This is a genomic window from Palleronia caenipelagi, assembly GCF_007004065.1.
Classification (GTDB): domain Bacteria; phylum Pseudomonadota; class Alphaproteobacteria; order Rhodobacterales; family Rhodobacteraceae; genus Palleronia; species Palleronia caenipelagi.
The window spans coordinates 1-19,966 of the sequence record NZ_VFSV01000014.1; the positions used below are offsets into that span (position 1 = coordinate 1).

Genomic DNA, 19,966 nt, shown 5'->3' on the forward strand with positions numbered 1-19,966 from the left:
AGCGCTTGTGCGCCTTGCCTTTCGAGATACAAGCCACCGCCGGTTCGTGCAGGCTGTAAAGCGTCTYTCGGTCCTKTGGCTTCTGCGCCAGCAACCGGTTTACCAGCGCCGTCATCTCCGCGATCCGCGCTTTCAGCGGTCCCTCAGTCCCCTTGTCTGTCTGCCGTTCGATGTCGCGCAGCACGCGGCCGGTATAGCCCTTGAGCCGACGCAGGGCCTTGCGCATCCTCCTGAACTGGCGGGCGTGGGCATCGCGCCCGACCTGCCCGCAAAGCCGGGGGCCGAGGCGATTGTCGTTCTGGCGCAGGTTGATATCGGCCGCGCGGGCCAGCCCGACTAGCTTGCGCCGTGCGACGTCGTAAAGCCGGGCATCGGTGGGGTGCGCGATGTTCTTTTCCATCACCGTGGTCTCGACAGCAGTCTTCTGGAGATGGTGCATCCTGCCCCACTCCGGCGCGCTGTCCGGCCCTGATCGTCCCGGWCAGCAGCCACTCGACACCTTCCTCGCCGATCCGGTTGCGCCAACGCGTCATCGACGAGGGGTCGATCGGCAGGCGATGCCGGAAGACCGTCCCGTCGCAGAAATGCTGCCAGTAAGGGGTCCCGGCCCACCGTGCACGACCGCCTCGTTGGACAACCGAAAGGCGTACCGGAGATACAAAAGCCCCGCGACCAGGCGCGTCGGCGTGGCAGGGCGACCGGTCTGCGACGGGAACAACCCGGCCCATTCCCGCTCGAACAGCTCCCGGTCGATCAGAGCGGCGAGCTTCACCAGTTCGTGGCGCATGTCGATCATCCCGACCCGTCGCGCGCGCAGCAGATCATCCTGTTTCGGGGGAGGCTTTCCGGGCTTCATATCGCAGCTCGAAATTGCAGGGGTCCGGCTGCAGAAATACCAAATGCTGGGCCTGAAACCTACCAGAGACACTGTGGTATATAGAAAAAACAATGGGATGGGTGTTGTTCAGGGCGAACGAATGAGATCATCAACAGGACTTGGTCTCCGGAAGACAGCGCGCTCCTGGACGTCAATTTTGACCGCTATCCTGAAAACCCCGAAGCTTACGAACTCAGTTTTTCTGATTATCAGGATGTCTTTGCAAAGATATACATGGCGCAATCGAGATGATCTTCGACGCGCACTGACTGACTGTGGCCGTGTTGAGTCGAGCAGAGCACCGTTGATTCGGAGAGATCAGAGGCTGGCCAAAAGTTCGGCTCTCCCGAGAGAAAAATTGGATGCGATCCAGTCCTGTTGGAGTCGTCTGAGCATCTGGCCTATCTCAGCACCTGTAGTCTCCGATGGAAGGTCGGCGGCCCGGACGGGAAACGTCGCCTCTGCGCCCAGTGCGATTTGCGTGTCCATGTCGTGGGGCGGCAGGACGCCGAAGCTCGCGGCGCGGATCAGCGCCACGTCCCGCGCGATGTCTGCCCCGTGACGCCAGCCCAGTTCCGCAAGCCCGGCCTCAGAGCCCAGCGCCGCGCGCAAGGTCGCCAGATGGCGGGCTTCGGCGCGGGAGAGGCGCAGGCGCTCGGCGACGCCTTCGCCCCCTAACGCCACCAGCCGCCGCCGCCAGTCGGGGGCGGTGCCGGTCAGATCTTCGAGATGAACCAACGGTGCGAGGGGGGCGGTCTCGGCGCCGGGCAGCACGCGCATCAGGACCCCGGTCTGCGCCATGGAGGCGGTCGCGGGGGCAGGGTCCGGAGCGGCGAGCAGGCGGCGCATCTCGTGGCCGATCCGCTCGGCGGAGACATGGGCCAGCCCCTCGGCTCCGGCAGCACAGGCGGCTACCGCGTCGGCATCCAGCCCCTCCTCCGGTGCACCGTACCACGCATGAAAGCGGAAAAACCGCAGAATTCTGAGGTAATCCTCGGCGATGCGCTGATCTGCGTCGCCGACGAACCGGACGCAGCGGGCGTGAAGGTCCGGGAGACCTCCCAGCGGGTCGCGGACGGTGCCATCAGCCTCCGCATAGAGCGCGTTCATGGTGAAATCGCGCCGCATGGCGTCCTCGGCGATGTCGGTGGCAAAGGCCACCACAGCGCGTCGCCCGTCCGTCTCCACGTCCCGGCGGAAGGTCGTGACCTCCAGCGGCTGTCCATCAGCGATCACGGTGACCGTGCCATGGGCGATGCCGGTGGGGATGACCTTTAGCGACAGGTCCTCGGCGATGCGGGTCACCTCCTCGGGCTTTGCATCGGTGGCGAGATCCAGATCGGCAACCGGGGCGCCCAATGCGGCATTGCGCACGCACCCGCCGACAAACAGGATCTGGTAGCCCTTCGCACTCATCGCCGCCATGAAGCGCTGCAGCATCGCGCCGCGCCGCCAGTCGCCGTCGATCCTCACGCCAGACGCTCCGCCAGTCCACGCAAGATGCGGGCGGTGGCGCCCCAGATGTAATAGGGGCCCCACGGGACGACATAATAATACCGGGTGGTGCCGCTCCAGTCGCGTCCCTCGATGCGGAAGTTCCGCCGGTTCTCCAGATGCGCCAAGGGCACCTCGAAGATCTCTGCGACTTCGCCGGGTTCGGGACGAAACGTTCCGTCCCAATGGAGCATCGCCACAATGGGCGTGACCTTGTAGCCTGTCACGGTCACATGGGTCGGCAGCGCGCCCAGCACGTTGAGGGCCTGGGGCGGCACGCCGGTTTCCTCCTCTGCCTCGCGCAGGGCAGCGGCAGTGGCGTCGGCATCGCCCGCGTCGATCTTGCCGCCCGGAAAGGCGATCTGGCCGGGATGTTTGCTCAGGTGGGAGGCCCGTTTGGTCAGCAGAACCCGCCCGTCAGGCCGGACCGCGACCAGCACCGCCGCGCCACGCAAGCTCGTGGACGGTCGCGGACGGTCGCGGTTCAGATCGAAATCCGACGAAGACGCCCCGTCCCGGGACAGGGCGTCTCGCAGCCGGGTTTCAAGGTCAGCCGTCATCGCCGCCAGCGCTCTCGGCTTCAAAACCGAGGGTCTTCGGGTCGAACTCGTAATGGGCGCCGCAGAACTGGCAATCGGCGGTGACGATGCCCTCTTCGGTGGTCATGTGGCCAATGTCCCGCTGCGAGTAGATCGACAGGGACTGCCGGACGCGATCCGCAGAGCAAGTACACCCAAACCGCACCGGTTGCGCGTCGAAGACCCGTGGCCTTTCCTCGTGGAACAACCGGATCAGCAGCTCGGTCGGGGTAACCATAGGGCCGATCAGCTCGGTTTCCTCGACCGTGTCCAGCAACGCGTTGGCGCGGGTCCAGTTTTCGGCCTCGTCCCCGTCAAGGATATCCTCTGCGGTCAGCAGGTTCTGCTCTCCGGTGGCCTCGGCTTCCGCCCGCAGCGGCGACGCCTCGGGCATATGCTGGAGCATGATACCCCCACCGCGCCAATGGCTCTCGCCGCCCGGCTCCTGCGCGCGACCGAAGGTCAGCGCGAACCGGGTGGGCAACTGCTCGGACTGGGCAAAATACGCCTCGGCACAGGATGCGAGGGAACCGCCCGCGATGGGCGTGACACCGGAATAGGGCGTGGTCCCCGGCCCCTGATCGAGCAGAACGGCAAAATATCCCTTGCCAATCTGCGAGAACGGCTCGGCACTGAGGTCCAGCCGCTCGGCGTCATAGCTGGCATAGGCGCGGATCTGCGCGGGCGAGCCATCCTCACCCGGTGCGTAGTAATCGGTCGCGATCAGCCGGGCCGGGCCGTCGCCGCGCACTTGCAGCGACAGTTTCCAGCGCAGCTTAATGGTCTGGCCGATCAGCGCGGTCAGCATCACCGCCTCGGCGACAAGAGCCTCGATCACCGGCGGATAGTCATGCTGAGCCAGCACCTGATCCATGACCCCGTCCACGCGGGCGAGGCGGCCACGGATATCCGAGCGGTCGAGCTGGAAAGGCAGGACGGTATCGTCCCAGGCGATCTTTGTTCCGAGTGACATGGGCTTTCTCTCTGGCGTCCCGGAGGACATACCGGCACCATATAGGGATGGCAAACTGTCGCTTGAACCCTCCCATTCTGACCGAGGTGATCGGATGATCCGTCGGTTCGGTCCAGCGCCCCGTGATGCGGCCAGCTATCTGCGGCGTCCCGGAGCCTATGCGCTGATCCTGCATCGGGGCCGCGTGATGCTGACCCGGCAGGACGATCCGGACAGCGAGTGGCAGTTGCCGGGTGGCGGTATCGATCCGGGGGAGAGCCCTCTGGCGGCGTTACATCGCGAAGTGCTGGAGGAGACCGGCTGGCGGGTCAGGGTCACAGGCCATGTCCTCACCTTTCGCCGCTTCGCCCGGATCGAGATTTACGACATGGATGCCGAGAAGATCTGCCATGTCTTTGCCGCCCGGCCCGCGTATCGTCTTGGCCCGCCCAGCGAACCCAATCATCTCACACGATGGTTGCCCGTCCCCAAAGCCCTGCGGATCATGAGCAATCCCGGCGATGCGGCCGCCCTGAGGCAGGTCTGGCGGAAAGGTCGGTCGCGGTGATCCGACTCTCGGGTCCGGTTGTTCCTTCGGTCCTGTTGTCGGCTGTATGAACCGTCGTTGCCCGCTAGAGATTGCTGAAAGCCTATGTTTTTTGACGCGGCGCATCTCCTGTTCGACCCCCGTTCCTCGTGCCAAATTCTCAACCAGAGAAGAGTATTTTCGGGCCAAAGCCATTTAGGCGGACGTGAAACTGGGACGATCCTATGTCAAATGTAAACTACCTTACACTTAGTGGCGCTTTTATCTCCACCTAAGCGCGATCTGCGAACTAGGGTTAACCCAAGGTAAATGCTTCGCGGACTGTGCGGAGCCTGCGTTAAAATGGGGGTAGCCTGACATGGTCATGCAGCACAGCGCCATTGAGTTTCACACGTCCACACATGTTGAGAACGCCAAAGGGGTGATCACCCGGATTTTCAGCACTTTTCGTCCTGCGATCCAGTCCGCCAAGGGTTCTGACGCAACACAGGACCTCGTGAATGATCGTGTGATCTGGGTGAAAGAGGCGGAAACCCGGAACGCGGCGGCCTTCGACGGTGCGCTGGTCCCGCCTGCCGAGGATAGCCTGATGATTTTGGGACAGGCCATTGGCGGTCCCGATCTGAGTCCCATGCCTGATGATGACGAGCGGGTGGCTTTGACGATATTGGGCGGCGACCCCAACAGCGATTTCTTCTTGCCCGTCGAATTCGCAACGACCAGCGCGGATCAGTCGGGAAGCCCCGTACTCGCCTGAGGGCCGCGTTTCCTCAGGAGTGGCGTGCCGGGACTCCTAACTACAGGCAGACAACGGGGAGGTTGTCCGCGGAAACAGGCCGAAAGGACGCCTTATGATCGAGACTTCGGCGGTGTCACGGCGCAGCTTTCTCACAGCGTCGGGAGCCCTTATCACCTGCAGAATTTTCTCCTTGCCCGCGCTCGCGTCCGGGACAGGGCCGGCTGGCTCAGGCGCTCCGGGCGTCGCGACACAGCGGATTGAGGGCCTGTCGAAGATCACCGGAAAGAAGGTCTTTGCCCGGGATTTCCAAGCCCGTGACATGGATGGCTGGCCCAACCGCCAATGGCACGCCCAGTACCTGCGCGCTCTCCATGCGGATCGCCCGTTCGAACGTTTGGATCTGTCGGCGCTGCCCGCCGAAGCCCAGCCTGCCCGCGTGGTATTGGGCGATGAGCTGCGCGAGACGCAGGCCGCGATGAGCCTGTCCTTCAACCGCGACCTTCATGTCGAGGAACGGATCGAAGAAGAGGCAATCGAAGCGATGACCGCCTCCAGGATCGGCCTAATGTCGGTGAACCTGCCCCGGAATATTCTCTACGATCTGATCGTCCAGCCCAATAACAGGCCCGATTATCTGGGTCAGGCCGTAGCGTTGCTCCTGTTTGACAGCCGGGCCTCCTATCTCGCGGCCCGCAAAGCGCTACTTTTCAACGATGATAGCTTTCAGGTCTACGGTGCGCCTGTCTCGTCTGACGGGCCGCCATCACCCGGCGAGCCCTTCAGGCCTCTGACCGATTACGTGAAGTATCACGATGAGTTCAGCTATGCGCAGAACGCCAAGGGTTACAAAGACAATGCCGAAAAGTACCGCGAGCAGATCCGCGAAACCGTCGCACGTCACCCGGAATTCATAATTCAGAACGTCGACGCTGCGATGCAGGCTGTGGACCCCATGTTCATGGAGCCCGAGAGCGGCCTTGTCTGGATCGATCCGGCTTCAGCGACCATGCATCTGCTGATGGGCACACAGTCGCCGGACGCGGATATTGACAATATTCTCAGCCTCTACGGCACGGACGATCCCCCGGCGCCGGTTCGGCAGATCAACCTGACCAACTGCTACCTCGGAGGGGGATTTGGTGGGCGGGACAGCTCACCGTTTTCGCTGATGCTGGCGCTGGCGGGTGGGTTCGCGGACGGAAATCCGGTGAGCCTGTCCTATGACCGGTTCGAGCAGTTCCGCGTCGGGCTCAAGCGTCACGCGGCTGAAATTGACGGACATATCGCCGTCGCGCCCGATATGAAATTGCAGGCGATCAAGATGACGCTGACCTTTGACGGCGGTGGGCGGCGGAATCTCAGCCCGTTTGTCGCGTCGCTTGGCGCGCTCTGCGCTGGCGGGTCCTACGTGACGCCCATGGCGGATATCAGCGCTGAGGCGATCCACACGGAGAATATCTCTGGCGGCTCTCAGCGCGGCTTCGGCGGGCCACAGGCGTATTTCGCTATCGAGACGGCGCTGGACGAACTCGCGATCACGCAGAACTGGGACCCCGTCGCCCTGCGCCGGGCCAACCTGATCCGGAAGGGTGATCGCACGGTCGTCGGCGGGCCGATCACCCAGTCCCTGCGTCTGTCGGAAATGCTGGACATCGCTGAGCGGCATCCGCTCTGGGCGGATCGTGCTGAGATCAGGAAAGATCACAAAGAGGCGGGCCGGACCTACGGCACCGGCTTTGCGATGTCGTTGCAGGCTTATGGAACCTCGGGCGATGGCATGGTCGCGGCGGTGCGGCTGGAACGGGACGGCAGCCTGACGGTATCCTCGGCGGCCGTGGACATGGGCAACGGATCGGCCACCACGCTGGGCGTCGTGATTGGTCCGATCCTAGGCGCCAATGCCGCGCGCGTCCACATGTCGGATTACACCCTGGCGGGTCAGACTGGTCTCGGCACGAAGTCAAAACCCAAGAACTGGAGCAATGCCCGCTGGACCCCGAAGACAGTGGGATCCTCGTCCGCCTGCCTGACGGGATTGCATCAGGTCCATACCGCGCAGCAAACCGCGACCGCGCTGCTCGAAGGGTCGATCCTCGTGGCTGCGGCGGAGATATGGGGCACTGGTGCGGTTTCGCCCGACGATGTGGTCTGGGACGATGGGCGCGTGACCCGGATCGACGGGACCGCCTCCCCCCTCGATCTGCCTCGGCTGGCGGAGTTCATCTATCGCAAAGGCTTACCCTGCGGTGCTCTCGGCCACGCCTATTTTCAGAACACGTGGGCGGAAGCCAGCTATGACACGCCCGGCGGTACCCTGCGACTGCAACTGGATGGTCTGTCCTTTTATCTGCCGGACCAGAGCGATCCGCAATTTGTAGAGCGACAGGACGGCAACGGCCCCGGCTGGGCATCACGGCGGTATTCCCGGTATGTCTGGGCGCCATGCGTTAATGTGGTCGGGTTGACCGTGGACGAGCAGAGCGGTGCGGTGCAGATTGAAAACGTGCTGAGCGTACTCAACGCTGGCCATCTCCATGTGCCGGAACTGGTGTCGGGGCAGAGTCAGGGCGGTGTGGCCATGGCGATCAGTTATACCTTGCTCGAAGATATGCCCCCCGGGATGGACGGCCCTGCCGATGGCACATGGAACCTGCACAAGTATCACGTGGCGCGTGCCGCCGACATTCCGCTGGGCGGTCAGTATGTCCGCGGCGGCCGGGCGCAGGAGCTGATCACGTTGCCGCCCCTGCCCGGCACCGGGCGGGTTGGACGGGGGATCGCCGAGGCGGTGATGTGCTCCGTTCCGCCAGCCATCTCTAACGCGATCCGCGACGCAACAGGCAAGCGGTTCTCCGCGTTGCCGATTACGCCTGAGCGGATCAGAGAGGAGATGCGCCGATGACCATCCGTCTCAGCGTGAATGGCACGTCTCACGAGCTGCCCGACAGCCGCGGCACGGAGTCGCTGATCGATTTCCTGCACGAAGACCTCAATCTGACTGGTACGAAGCTCTGTTGCGGCATCGGGATCTGCAAGGCCTGCACGGTTCAGGTGGTCAAGCCCCCGAGTCCCGTACCCACCGCGATGATAAGCTGCTCCACGGCGCTCAGCTCGCTGAACGGGACGGAGATCCACACGATCGAGTCGGTCGCGCAAGACGGTATACCTGATCCGGTGCAGCAGTCCTTTCTGGACCATTTCGCATTTCAGTGCGGCTATTGCGCTCCGGGCTTTGTCATGGCCACCCGTACGTTCCTCACCCACCTTCAGGCCCGACCCTTGCCGCCCGATCAGCTCGAAGAGGCCATGATGGACGCCATCGGCAACCACATCTGCCGCTGCACGGGGTATGTCCGCTATTTCAACGCGATCCGGGACCTCGCCGAGCGGGTCAATGCCGGGGAAGAGATCAAGCTATGAGACAGGCCCTCATCCTCTGTTTGTGTCTGCCGGGTCTTGCCAGTGCCGACAGCTCGCCTTGGGAAACTTATGGTTCGGCCTGTGCAGAGGCCATCGGGGAGGTGCCGGTGTTTGACTGTCAGTCCGGTGCTGCCATCCCGATCACAATTGAAGGGACACCTGTCACCGACCGGGCGCCGGGTACCTGCGACCGGCCGGCCTTGCTGGACAATGCCCCGGACTCCGACGGGCAGTGCGTTCCGTTCTCGCGTATCCTCGACCTCTCGACCGACACTGCACAGATCGCAGTCATGTGCCGGCAAAAACGTTTCCGCAGCGCTGACGCGACAGAGTATGACGAGATTGATGTGATCGCCCATAACCCGGCGACGGGCGCCACGTGCTGGTTTCAGGCCAGCGCAGACGAGAGCGGTCCGGTGAGCGGCGGCGCCGTGCCTTCTCCGACACGCGCGACCGATGGCAGCTTCTGGCAGTCGCCCGAAGCCGTTGCAAAGGGGGACTGTGGCGTCTGTCATGACAATGACCCGTTCATGTACTCGCCTTTCGTCGGACAGGTCTGGGATCTTGTTCCCGTCAACCCGTTTGGTCCCTATGCCCATATTGACGCCGGTTTTGGCTTTGACCGCTGGCCGACCCGTCATTTCGAGATCCGGGATAATGCCTGCACGGCGTGTCATCGGATCGGTGCGGGGCAGACCACTGATAACTATGCTGATGACATCAAGCCCGGATCCTGCGGCCAGCTTACCCTGTGGATGACGGGTCAGGATGTGCCACCCGGAGCGGATCACCAAGCCGCACGCTATCCCGGCAGCCACGGGATGCCGATCAACTTTGGCCTGTCTCATCCGGCATGGGACGTGACATATGCAGACTCTTCGGCTAATGTCTTTTCCTGTTGCTTGGATCATTCACAAGATTTTTGTGCCGTAAACGAGATTGACTCATTTCTGGACGCGCTGCCTTTGAGATGACGAATGCCGTCCGCTTTCCGCATTTGCTGAGAGCGCGCCTCCTGACTCACCTTCCACCGGATGCAAAGACAGACTTTCTCAACCAATGCACCGTCGTGACCTATCCTCAGGAGGAGCAGGTTCTGGAACAGGGTACGCCGTCTCCGGGTCTGTTCCTGATCGCACATGGGCGCGTCGATGTGTTCCTGAATGTCGGAGCCAGTGAGAAGGTTCTTCTGGCCAATCTTGGGCCGGCGTGCACGGTGGGGGAAATCGAGGCGATCGCCGGACGGGATTGTCTCGCCTCGTGTATCGCACAACCTATGACCACTTTGCTTTTATGTCCGACTCCCGCCCTCTTTGAGGCCCTGCGCAACCGCCTCTTCGTGCAGAGCGTCGCCGACGTATTCTGCGACCGCCTCGACGGGGATAATCGCGGCAAGGTGATGGATCGCCACGGCACGATCGAGAGCCGCCTGATGAACCTGCTCGAGACGCTTCGGGATCATAAATATACGGTTCACACCAGCCAGTCTGCGCTCGCTGATATGCTGGATTGTTCCCGTCAAAGTGTGAACAAGGCTCTGGCCTCACTGCGCAGAAAAGGTCTTGTCGAATGTGGAAAGAACAGGATCTCCCTGCTGTCACCCGAGGAGGACAGCGGCGCGCCCGCCGGTGGTTCCGACGGAGTACATAGTCCATGCTGATCAACAGGCTCCGGCGGCGATTTGCGGCCTCTGATGGCGGTCGGCGCCGGGGGTGAGGCCTCGGAGCAGTGTGATCAGCCAGATGAAATGGCACAGACAGACCCTCAGGTTTCGCAGGATCATGCGGATGTTGTGACCGCAGCCGCAGACGACCGCGAAAAGGGCATCACCTTCGGTTCCTTTGAGAGGGCATCGGATCAGACGTCCGTCGGTTTTCATATGGCCCGTCATTGGTTCGATGGCGCTTCGTCGTCGCAGCAGTTTCGCGATGGTCCTGGTGACGCCGCGCCTTGCACCGCTGATGAAGACCTTCACTGTTTCAACGCCGTGGCCACGGCAGCCACGGTCGACGAAGGCCATGTCCGGGCGCCGGTCGGTCAGGATGTCCAACTGTTCCAGTGCCGCGTGCAGGGTGTGCCCGTCGAAAGGGTCGTAAGGATTGCCCGGCGGTGATCGCATGCCGGCGACGAAGCCACCTTACGCGGTGGTCGCGACGCTGACCTTCGTGCCGAACTTACAGCGCTTGTGCGCCTTGCCTTTCGAGATACAAGCCACCGCCGGTTCGTGCAGGCTGTAAAGCGTCTTGCGGTCCTTTGGCTTCTGCGCCAGCAACCGGTTTACCAGCGCCGTCATCTCCGCGATCCGCGCTTTCAGCGGCCTGACGCAGCCCCCCACACAGGCAATCAGCGTTGGGCCGGCAAAGCAGAAGAAGGCGGTTGTGGTTCCGGGCGTTGGCGTCGTCTCCACCCAGCTCCCAGCCTCGGAAATGCTCAGGGACGTGGTCGAGTTGTTCGAGAGCGGCATGCCGATGCTCTCGGCAACCGTCCCATCCAGCGATCCGCCGATGATGTTGAAGGACTGGTCGGCGCCCCAGGCCACGGAGGCGGTTGCTTCGCCATCTGTGGTCAGCGCGATTGCTTCGCGGGGTCCTTGCGTCAGGGCGGTGTAGAAAATGTAGTAATCATAATGTCCATCTGTGGAAAATGTCCCGTCTGTCAGGTCAATGACGCGATCAAGCACCGCATTTGATCCAGATTTTATGTATGTTTCCACCGCGATCCCGACAGGGCTCTCATCCAGTGCGAGCTTGATCTCGATGAACTCGCCGGCGGCGCCTTCATATGAAAACTCATTTATGACAGCCACTTAATATGTCACCCGCGCCATGTTTGCCACGCCTCCCGCAGGATGTGCGACAGGAGTCTCTCATAGAAATTGAGCGCTTCATTTCGAGCGGCGGCAATACCCACAACGGTTATGTCGAGGGCCAGTTTTAAATTTAATAACAATTCTTTAGGCTGTGCCTTGGTTCGTGGATCGGGCCCGCGAACCTGCCGATTTGTGTGCTGAACCGGTGGAATTTTCGGTATAGTCGTGCGCACCAGCGAAGGCTGGGGAGGGACGGGATGATCGCCTCCGCGAAACGGGGGCAGCGACAAATCCTTCCGCAGACCCTCGTCTGTAACTCCGTCCGTTTGGTGAGGAGGGTCGTCAGCGCGATGTCACTCCGGCAATTCTTCAGCCGGGATGATCGGAAAGAAGCTGCTAGCCGAGACCACGCCGAACCATTCCGCGCCATCGTGGGTCCGGGTCTCGCCCAGCTCCACCAACCGGTAAAAGCTCTTGCGGTCGATCAGCGCCTCAAGGCCCGCGCGCACCATGACATAGGGCGAGGGCTCATCGCCTGCGTCCCGCACCACGCGAATCGGGTGCTCTGCATCCGCGCGCACCCGGTCGCCCACATTGGTCAGGAAGATCAGGGCGCCGTCCTCCGCCTCGAAATCCACCGCGACAAAGGGAGCATCCTCGACCCGGATGCCGACCTTTTCCACCGGGGTGACGAGGAAATAGCTGTCGCCCTCGCGTTTCAGGATGGTGGAAAAGAGCCGCACCAGCTTGGGCCGACCGATGGGGGTGCCTTCATAAAACCACGTGCCATCGCGCCGGATTTCCATGTCCAGATCGCCGCAAAAGGGTGGATCCCAGCGCTCGACCGGGGGCAGACCGCCCTTAGTGGCGGCGCGGGCGGCCTCGGCCAGCGCATTTGCGTCGGGTATCACAGCCATTTGTCTCACCCCTTGTTTTGCCGATTGTCCATGATGGCATAGGTAGTCAACAATAGCGCATAAGCAAAACCGGCAAAGGAACGCAGCATGTCCGATCCCGTTCTCGAAGACGTCGAAGCGCTGGGCGAAACGCTCGCGCGCGCCCGGGCGGCGATCAACACGCGCTTTATCGGGCAGGAGCGGGTGGTGGATCTTGTTCTGGCCACGCTGCTCTGCGGCGGTCACGGGCTGCTGATCGGCCTGCCCGGGCTGGGCAAGACGCGGCTGGTCGAGACGCTGTCGACGGTAATGGGTCTTGATGGCAAGCGGGTGCAGTTCACGCCCGACCTGATGCCGGCGGATATTCTGGGCTCCGAGGTGCTGGAGACCGGAGCCGATGGCAGCCGGGCGTTCAAGTTCATCCGCGGGCCGATTTTTTGCCAACTGCTGATGGCGGATGAGATCAACCGGGCCAGCCCCCGGACCCAGTCGGCGCTGTTGCAGGCGATGCAGGAGAAAACGGTGACCGTGGCGGGCGCTGCCCATGCGCTGGACCAGCCGTTTCACGTGCTGGCCACCCAGAACCCGATTGAGCAGGAGGGGACGTACCCGCTGCCTGAGGCCCAGCTTGACCGGTTCCTGTTGCAGATCGACGTGCCCTATCCCGACCGTGATACCGAGCGCGCGATCCTGCTGGCCACGACCGGCGCCAGTGAGGCCGAGGCGGAGGCGGTGCTGAGCCCCGGCGATCTGCTGGCCGCGCAACAGCTCCTGCGTCGGATGCCGGTGGGCGAGAGCGTGGTCGAGGCGATCCTCGATCTCGTGCGCGCCTGCCGTCCCGATGATCAGTCGGCGCCCGAGCGGGTCCGCGATGCGGTGGGCTGGGGACCGGGGCCGCGTGCGGCACAGGCGCTGATGCTGACCGTGCGGGCGCGCGCGCTCTTGCAGGGGCGGCTGGTCCCCGATGCCAGCGACGTGGCCGATCTGGCGATCCCGGTGCTGGAGCACCGCATGGCGCTGAGCTTCGCCGCCCGCGCGCGAGGCGAGGACCTGTCGGCGCTGATCCGTGACACTGTGGCCCGCCGTCTGGGCGACAAGGCCGCCGCGTGAGCGACGCCCCCGCACTCCGCGCCCGGGCCGAGGATCTCTCGGACCGTTTGCCGCCGCTCCTCGTGGGCGCGCGGCATCTGGCCTCGACGGTGATCCTCGGGGCGCATGGGCGGCGTCAGGCGGGGCAGGGGACGGAGTTCTGGCAATATCGCCCGGCCATGCCCGGGGACGAGTTGCGGCTCATCGACTGGCGCCGCTCGGCCCGCTCCGACACCCATTACCTGCGGCAAAAGGAGTGGCAGGCGGCGCAATCGGTGGAGCTCTGGGTGGACCGCTCGGCCTCCATGGGGTTCGCTTCCACGGACGCACTGCCGACGAAGGCCGACCGCGCCGCGCTGCTGGCGCTCGCGCTGGCACTGCTGCTGGAGCGCGGGGGCGAGCGGATCGGCCTACTTGCCCCCCATCTGCCACCGCGCCACGGGCAGGTGCAGATGCTGCGGATCGCGGATCTGCTGGTGCAGGGCGGGGAGGCGCAGGATTACGGCGCGCCAGAGACCGGTCATCTGCATCCGCGCGGCCGGGCGGTGTTCTTCTCTGATTTTCTGGGGCCAACTGAGGCTCTGCACACCGCGCTGGACGAGGCGACGGCGCGAGGTGTCACTGGCGCTCTGGTGCAGATCCTCGACCCGCAAGAAGAGGCGTTTCCGTTTCGCGGACGGACGATCTTTGACAGCATGGGCGGGACGCTGCGCCACGAGACGCTCAAGGCCGCCGATCTCCGCGACCGCTATCTGTCGCGCCTCGCCGAGCGCAAGGCCGAGATCCGGGACGCGGCCCGTCGCGCAGGCTGGCAGGTTCACCTGCACCACACGGACCAGCCCGCGCAATCGGCTCTCCTGTGGCTCTTCGGCGCGCTGGAGCGGGTGTCCTGATGCTGGTTTTGGGTCCCATCGGCTTTACCGCCCCGCTGGTGCTGCTTGCGCTGCCGTTGCTGGCGCTCCTGTGGCTAATTCTGCGCGCCGTGCCGCCCGCGCCGGTGAGGCGGCGGTTTCCGGGCGTGGCGCTGCTGCTGGGGCTCCGGGACGAGGAACAGACCACCGACCGCACGCCGTGGTGGCTCCTGCTCCTGCGGATGCTGGCGATTGCGGCGGCGATTGTCGGATTTGCCGGGCCGGTTCTGAACCCAGAGGACCGCGTGGCCGGGGATGCGCCGCTCCTGATCCTGATGGATGGGGGCTGGGCGGACGCGTCCGACTGGCCCGCGCGGATGAACAGGGTCGAGGCGGCGCTCGAAGAGGCCCAGCGGGACGGGCGTCCAGCCGCCGTGGTGCTGGCCACCGATCTGCCGCCTGATGCCGAAATCCCGTTACGCGACGGGCGGAGCTGGGTTGCCCAGCTGGGCGGTCTCCGCCCCCGAGCCTGGAGCCCCTCCGATCCTGCCGATTGGCTGGGTACGCGCGAAGGGCGGCATGACACGCTCTGGCTGGCGGATGGGCTGGAGTATTCATGGCGGGGGGCGGTGCTGGATCTGCTCGACGGACGCGGTGATGTGGAGATCGTGCAGGGCAGCGCGCCGGTCTATGGCCTGACGCCGGGGCGGCTGGATGAGGGGGCGTTTGAGCTGACCGCGCTCCGGACCGAAGCGGGCCCTGAGTCCGTGATCCGCCTCAACGCCATCGGCCCGAACCCGGCCGGGATGACGGGCGTTTTGTCGGGGGTCGATCTGAGCTTTACTGCCGGGGAGACCACCGCCACGGCCCGGCTCGACCTGCCACCTGAGCTCCGCAACCGGGTGACGCGGTTTGAGCTGGCCGGGATCCGCTCTGCCGGGGGAGTGAGCCTCGTGGACGATGCGTTGCGGCGGCGCGAGGTGGCAATTCTGGCGGGTCAGGAGAACCGTGAGGGGCTGCAGCTGCTCGACCCGCTGCATTTCCTGCGACAAGCGCTCGACCCGGTGACCGACCTGATCGAAGGGTCCCTCGACGAGGTGCTGCTGGCCAATCCTGACACCATTATCCTCGCCGATGTGGCTCGCGTGACCGACACGCAAGAGACCGCTCTGACCGACTGGGTCGAGGGCGGCGGACTGCTCGTACGATTTGCCGGTCCACGGCTCGCTGCGTCGGATCTCGCGCGGGTCTCTGAGGATGCCCTGATGCCGGTGCGGCTGCGCGCGGGCGGGCAATCCGTGGGCGGCGCCATGAGCTGGGGCGAAGCTAAGCGGGTGCAGGATTTCCCCGAAAGTTCGCCGTTCTTTGGCCTCCCGGTCCCGGCGGAGGTCGAGGTCTCGGCACAGGTTCTGGCCCAGCCCGATCCGGGTCTGTCGGAGCGGACCATCGCTTCGCTGGCCGACGGCACGCCGCTGGTCACGCGCAAGCCGCTGGGCGCCGGGCAGGTGGTCCTGTTCCACGTCACCGCCAATGCGGAATGGTCCACACTGCCGCTCTCGGGGCTGTTCGTGGCGATGCTCGAACGCCTTGCCGTGTCGAGCCGCGCGGCGGAGCCCGGCGCGGCGGAGCTGGCGGGCACCGTCTGGTCGCTCGATCAGGAGCTGGACGGGTTCGGCCTTCTGCAAGAGGCGGGCACGCGGGCCGGGGTGCCGGGCGAAACACTGGCTGAGGCGGCGCCGGGGCCAGAGCTGCCACCGGGTCTCTATGCCTCCGACGCGCGGCGGATTGCATTGAACGTGCTGTCGTCCAACGCGGAGCTGCGCCCGGCGGTCTGGCCTGCCTCGGCGCGGGTCTCGGGCCTCGGCGCGCGCGAGGAACGGGCGCTGGCGGGACCCCTACTGGCGTTGGCTCTGGGGCTCCTGTCGCTCGACGTTCTGGCAGCTCTCTGGGTGTCGGGACGGCTCCTCGGGCCGCGCGTCGCGCTGTTACTTGTGGGCGTGCTGGCCGTCTCCGGAGCACCACAAGTGCAGGCCCAGCAAGACAGCGCGGCAGATCTTGAGGCCGCCGCGCGCGTGACGCTGGCGCATGTGTTGACCGGGGACCCGACGCGCGACCGGATCGCAGCAGCGGGGTTGCAGGGTCTCGGCGACATGCTGGCGCGCCGGACCTCTGTCGAGCCAGCGCTCCCGGTGGCCGTGGATCCCGAGCGGGACGAGCTGGTCTTCTACCCGCTCCTCTACTGGCCCGTGACGGCGGATCAGCCGATCCCGTCCGATGCCGCCTATGCTCGCCTGAACGCCTATCTGCGCACCGGAGGGATGATCCTCTTTGACACGGCGGATGCGGATATTGCAGGCAGCGGTGCTCTGACCCCGGCGGGGGAGCGGCTGCAACGGATCGCAGCCCGGCTGGACGTGCCACCGCTGGAGCGGGTGCCCGAAGATCACGTGCTGACGCGGACGTTTTACCTCTTGCAGGACTTCCCCGGTCGCTATGCTCGTGGGCCTGTCTGGGTCGAAGCCGCGCCGCCCGGGCAGGTGCAGGCCGAGGGGATGCCCTTTCGCGATCTGAACGACAACGTGACCCCGGTGGTGATCGGGGGCAATGACTGGGCTTCCGCCTGGGCTTTGGACGAGATGGGCCGTCCCCTGCGCCCGGTGGGTCGCGGCTTTGCCGGTGATCGCCAGCGCGAGATTGCCTACCGGTTTGGCATCAACCTCGTGATGTATGTGCTGACCGGCAATTACAAATCCGATCAGGTCCATGTGCCGGCCCTGCTCGACCGGCTGGGGAACTGAGCGGATGATGGCGGATGCTGTGATCTTCGACCCGATGCTGCCCTGGCCGGTAATCGCCGGGTTGGGTGTGCTGGCCTTGATACTGGTGGCGCTGGCGCTCTGGCGGGGGTTGCCGGGCTGGGGCCTCCGGGGGCTCGCGGCGCTGGTGCTGCTGACCGCGCTCTCGGGGCCGTCGCTGGTGGACGAAGCGCGCGACCCGCTGGGGGATATCCTTATCGCTGTGGTCGATGACAGCGCCTCGCAAGTTCTGAGCGACCGGCCCGACCAGACCGACGCGGCGCTGGCCCGGCTGGAAGCGCAGGTGGCGGCTCTGCCGGATACCGAGCTGCGTGTGGTGAGGGTGGGGGACAGTCCCGATAACGCGGGCAGCCTCGTCATGACCGCACTCACCGAGGCGCTGGCAGAGGCCCCCGCCGCGCGGATCGCCGGGGCGGTGGTGATCTCAGACGGGCAGATCCACGACATGGAGCGCGCACCTGCGATGACCGCGCCACTGCATCTGTTGCGCACGGGCCGGGACAGCGACTGGGACCGGCGGCTGGTGATCACGACGGCTCCGGCCTTTGCCATTCTGGGCGAAGAGGTCGCGGTGAGACTGAAGGTCGAAGATCAGGGCCGCGCGCCCCGGGGCTTGGATTCGGTGCCGCTCGATATCGCGGTGGATGGGGGCGAGCCGCGCCGGTTTACGGTGCCTCTGGGGCAGGAGATGGAGTTGCCCGTGCGCCTGCCGCATGCGGGCCAGAACATTATTCAGATCTCCACCCCTGTGGCCGAGGGCGAGCTGACCGATCGCAACAATGCTGCCGTGGTGCAGATGAACGGGGTGCGCGACCGGTTGCGGGTGCTGCTGGTCTCGGGCGAACCCCATCCGGGCGAGCGCACCTGGCGCAATCTGCTGAAATCCGATGCCAGCGTGGATCTGGTACATTTTACCATTCTGCGCCCACCGGAAAAGCAGGACGGGGTGCCGGTCTCGGAGCTGTCGCTGATCGCCTTTCCCACGCGGGAGCTGTTTCTGGAAAAGATCGACGAGTTCGATCTGATCATCTTTGACCGCTACAAACTCCGGGGAATCCTGCCTGCACTCTATCTCGATAACGTGCGTCGATACGTGGAGAGCGGCGGGGCGGTGCTGGTCGCGGCGGGTCCGGACTTTGCCTCTGCCGCCTCGCTCTACCGGTCGCAACTGCGCCCGATCCTGCCCGGAGCACCCACGGCGCGGGTGCTGGAGGAGCCCTACCTGCCCCGCCTGACTGAGACCGGCGAACGGCATCCGGTGACGCGGGGCCTCGGCAGAGCGACGGCGGAGAGCGATCCCGACTGGGGGCGTTGGTTGCGGCAGGTGGAGCTGGAGGCGACCGGCGGAGGGCAGGTGGTGATGACCGGGGCCGATGACGGGCCGCTGCTGATCCTTGGCCGGTTCGGGCAAGGTCGCTCGGCGCTGCTGGGCTCCGATCAGGCGTGGCTCTGGTCGCGTGGCTTCGAGGGCGGGGGGCCGCAGCTCGACCTGCTGCGCCGGGTGGCCCATTGGGCGATGCAGGAGCCGGAGCTGGAGGAAGAAGCGCTGAGCCTCGCCTCCGACCAGACCGGACTGCGCATCACGCGGCGCACTCTGGGGGACAGCATCGGGTCGGCTGAGGTGACCGCGCCCGATGGAACGGTTGCCACTGTAACGCTGGAACAGATCGCGCCGGGGCTCTTCGAGACGGTGTTGCCCGCCGAGGATCCGGGGCTTTACCGGGTGACCGAAGGGGAACGAGAGGCGGTGATTGCGCTGGGACCAAGGGCACCGCGCGAATTCGAGGAAACCGTGGCCACCGGCGTGCTCATGGCTCCGGTCATTGATGCTGTGCGCGGCGGGATCGTGGTGCTGGAGGATGGCGTGCCGCGCTTGCGGGCCGTGCGTGAGGGCCAGCCGGCGGCCGGGCGGGGCTGGATCGGCTACATGCCGCGCGGGGCCTATCTGACGGTCGATCAGACCACCACGCCGCTCCTGCCCGGCTGGGTGTGGCTGATCCTTGCGGCAGGGCTCGCCATCGGCGGCTGGCTGCGCGAAGGGCGCTGATCCCGCGCGATTCCTCTGGAAGCCGGTGCCAGCGCGCCCTATCTCCGCCGGGACAGACCCCCTCTTGCACCGGAGTGCCCCCCGATGATTGATCTACTGAGCCAACCCCAGGCATGGGCGGCGTTTGCGGCCCTTGTGACGATGGAAATCGTGCTGGGGATCGACAACCTGATCTTTATTTCCATCGTCTCCGGAAAATTGCCCGAAAAGCAGGCCAAGCTCGCCCAGCGCATCGGCATCTCGCTGGCGCTGATCCTGCGGCTGGCGCTATTGTCGGTCATCGCGTGGATCGTCGGGCTGACGGCGCCGGTCATCGATCTCGGGATTCAGGGCGCCCCAGGGCCCCATGGCGAGCCGACCTTTGAGACGGCGCTCTCGTGGCGGGACCTGATCCTGATCGCTGGGGGAATCTTTCTCTGCATCAAGGCCTCGCAGGAGATCGTCCACAAGGTCACGCCGGAGGATCACTCGGGCGGAACACAGAAAGCGGCGGCCTCTCTCGGGGTAGCCATCGCGCAGATCATCGCGCTGGATGCGGTGTTCTCCATCGACTCGATCCTGACCGCCATCGGGATGACCAACGAACTGCCGATCATGGTCGCGGCGGTCATCGTCGCGGTGGGGGTCATGTTTGCCGCTGCCGGTCCGGTGACGCGGTTCGTCAATGCCAATCCGTCGGTGGTGATCCTCGCGCTCGCTTTCCTGTTGATGATCGGCATGGTGCTGATTGCGGACGGGTTCGGCGTGCATGTGCCCAAGGGCTACATTTACTCGGCCATGGCCTTTGCGGTGCTGGTCGAGATCCTCAACATGCTGGCACGGCGGCGGAAGAAAGCCGCCGCCTGACACAG

15 protein-coding genes and 2 pseudogenes are annotated in these 19,966 nt (G+C 64.8%); 11 read left to right on the top strand and 6 right to left on the bottom strand.

Going from position 1 to position 19,966, the window contains the following annotated elements; all coding sequences use genetic code 11:
* The 4 genes and pseudogenes from FEV53_RS21465 to hslO all read right to left on the bottom strand — a co-directional run.
* Positions 1-856 (bottom strand): annotated as a pseudogene (locus tag FEV53_RS21465) (IS5 family transposase); the annotation flags it as partial.
* 339 nt (positions 857-1,195) lie between these two features.
* Entirely contained in the window at positions 1,196-2,350 is a 1,155-nt protein-coding gene (locus FEV53_RS09800; RefSeq protein ID WP_425465479.1) for a CCA tRNA nucleotidyltransferase, read from the bottom strand.
* Positions 2,347-2,931 (bottom strand): CoA pyrophosphatase, encoded by a 585-nt coding sequence (locus tag FEV53_RS09805; protein ID WP_142834638.1) that lies wholly within the window; start codon positions 2,929-2,931, stop codon positions 2,347-2,349. Before FEV53_RS09805 ends, FEV53_RS09800 begins: the two co-directional genes overlap by 4 nt.
* Positions 2,921-3,922 (bottom strand): Hsp33 family molecular chaperone HslO, encoded by a 1,002-nt coding sequence (hslO, locus tag FEV53_RS09810; RefSeq protein WP_142834639.1) that lies wholly within the window; start codon positions 3,920-3,922, stop codon positions 2,921-2,923. The genes FEV53_RS09805 and hslO overlap by 11 nt, the downstream gene beginning before the upstream one ends.
* A gap of 94 nt (positions 3,923-4,016) precedes the next feature.
* Here hslO and FEV53_RS09815 point away from each other — a divergent pair, with 94 nt between their 5' ends.
* The 6 genes from FEV53_RS09815 (at position 4,017) to FEV53_RS09840 (ending at position 10,267) form a co-directional block, all read left to right on the top strand.
* Positions 4,017-4,469 carry an NUDIX domain-containing protein gene (locus FEV53_RS09815; RefSeq protein WP_142834640.1) on the top strand — a complete coding sequence of 151 codons (453 nt, stop codon included), beginning with the start codon at positions 4,017-4,019 and terminating at the stop codon, positions 4,467-4,469.
* Positions 4,470-4,812: 343 nt separating this feature from the next.
* Positions 4,813-5,205: a hypothetical protein gene (locus tag FEV53_RS09820; protein WP_142834641.1), complete on the top strand. Its 393-nt coding sequence runs from the start codon at positions 4,813-4,815 to the stop codon at positions 5,203-5,205.
* Between the two features lie 94 nt (positions 5,206-5,299).
* A complete protein-coding gene (locus tag FEV53_RS09825; RefSeq protein ID WP_142834642.1) occupies positions 5,300-8,089 on the top strand; it encodes a xanthine dehydrogenase family protein molybdopterin-binding subunit in 2,790 nt (929 codons plus the stop codon).
* Positions 8,086-8,607, top strand: a complete 522-nt coding sequence (locus FEV53_RS09830) for a (2Fe-2S)-binding protein (RefSeq protein WP_142834643.1) — start codon at positions 8,086-8,088, stop codon at positions 8,605-8,607. Before FEV53_RS09825 ends, FEV53_RS09830 begins: the two co-directional genes overlap by 4 nt.
* Positions 8,604-9,581 carry a hypothetical protein gene (locus tag FEV53_RS09835; RefSeq protein ID WP_142834644.1) on the top strand — a complete coding sequence of 326 codons (978 nt, stop codon included), beginning with the start codon at positions 8,604-8,606 and terminating at the stop codon, positions 9,579-9,581. Before FEV53_RS09830 ends, FEV53_RS09835 begins: the two co-directional genes overlap by 4 nt.
* A gap of 95 nt (positions 9,582-9,676) precedes the next feature.
* A complete protein-coding gene (locus FEV53_RS09840; protein ID WP_185962160.1) occupies positions 9,677-10,267 on the top strand; it encodes a Crp/Fnr family transcriptional regulator in 591 nt (196 codons plus the stop codon).
* Here FEV53_RS09840 and FEV53_RS21470 read toward each other — a convergent pair.
* Both FEV53_RS21470 and FEV53_RS09855 read right to left on the bottom strand, forming a co-directional pair.
* Positions 10,268-10,924: pseudogene (locus FEV53_RS21470) on the bottom strand (transposase family protein); the annotation flags it as partial. It abuts the gene before it with no gap.
* A gap of 845 nt (positions 10,925-11,769) precedes the next feature.
* A complete protein-coding gene (locus tag FEV53_RS09855; protein ID WP_142834648.1) occupies positions 11,770-12,333 on the bottom strand; it encodes a DUF1285 domain-containing protein in 564 nt (187 codons plus the stop codon).
* 87 nt (positions 12,334-12,420) lie between these two features.
* Here FEV53_RS09855 and FEV53_RS09860 point away from each other — a divergent pair, with 87 nt between their 5' ends.
* The 5 genes from FEV53_RS09860 (at position 12,421) to FEV53_RS09880 (ending at position 19,961) form a co-directional block, all read left to right on the top strand.
* Positions 12,421-13,422 carry an AAA family ATPase gene (locus FEV53_RS09860; RefSeq protein ID WP_142834649.1) on the top strand — a complete coding sequence of 334 codons (1,002 nt, stop codon included), beginning with the start codon at positions 12,421-12,423 and terminating at the stop codon, positions 13,420-13,422.
* Positions 13,419-14,294 carry a DUF58 domain-containing protein gene (locus FEV53_RS09865; RefSeq protein WP_142834650.1) on the top strand — a complete coding sequence of 292 codons (876 nt, stop codon included), beginning with the start codon at positions 13,419-13,421 and terminating at the stop codon, positions 14,292-14,294. Before FEV53_RS09860 ends, FEV53_RS09865 begins: the two co-directional genes overlap by 4 nt.
* Positions 14,294-17,050: a DUF4159 domain-containing protein gene (locus FEV53_RS09870; RefSeq protein WP_142834651.1), complete on the top strand. Its 2,757-nt coding sequence runs from the start codon at positions 14,294-14,296 to the stop codon at positions 17,048-17,050. The genes FEV53_RS09865 and FEV53_RS09870 overlap by 1 nt, the downstream gene beginning before the upstream one ends.
* A gap of 7 nt (positions 17,051-17,057) precedes the next feature.
* Positions 17,058-19,115, top strand: coding sequence for a hypothetical protein (locus tag FEV53_RS09875; RefSeq protein WP_142834704.1), 2,058 nt, complete (start codon positions 17,058-17,060; stop codon positions 19,113-19,115).
* 84 nt (positions 19,116-19,199) lie between these two features.
* Positions 19,200-19,961, top strand: a complete 762-nt coding sequence (locus FEV53_RS09880) for a TerC family protein (RefSeq protein WP_142834652.1) — start codon at positions 19,200-19,202, stop codon at positions 19,959-19,961.
* Positions 19,962-19,966: the final 5 nt, after the last annotated feature.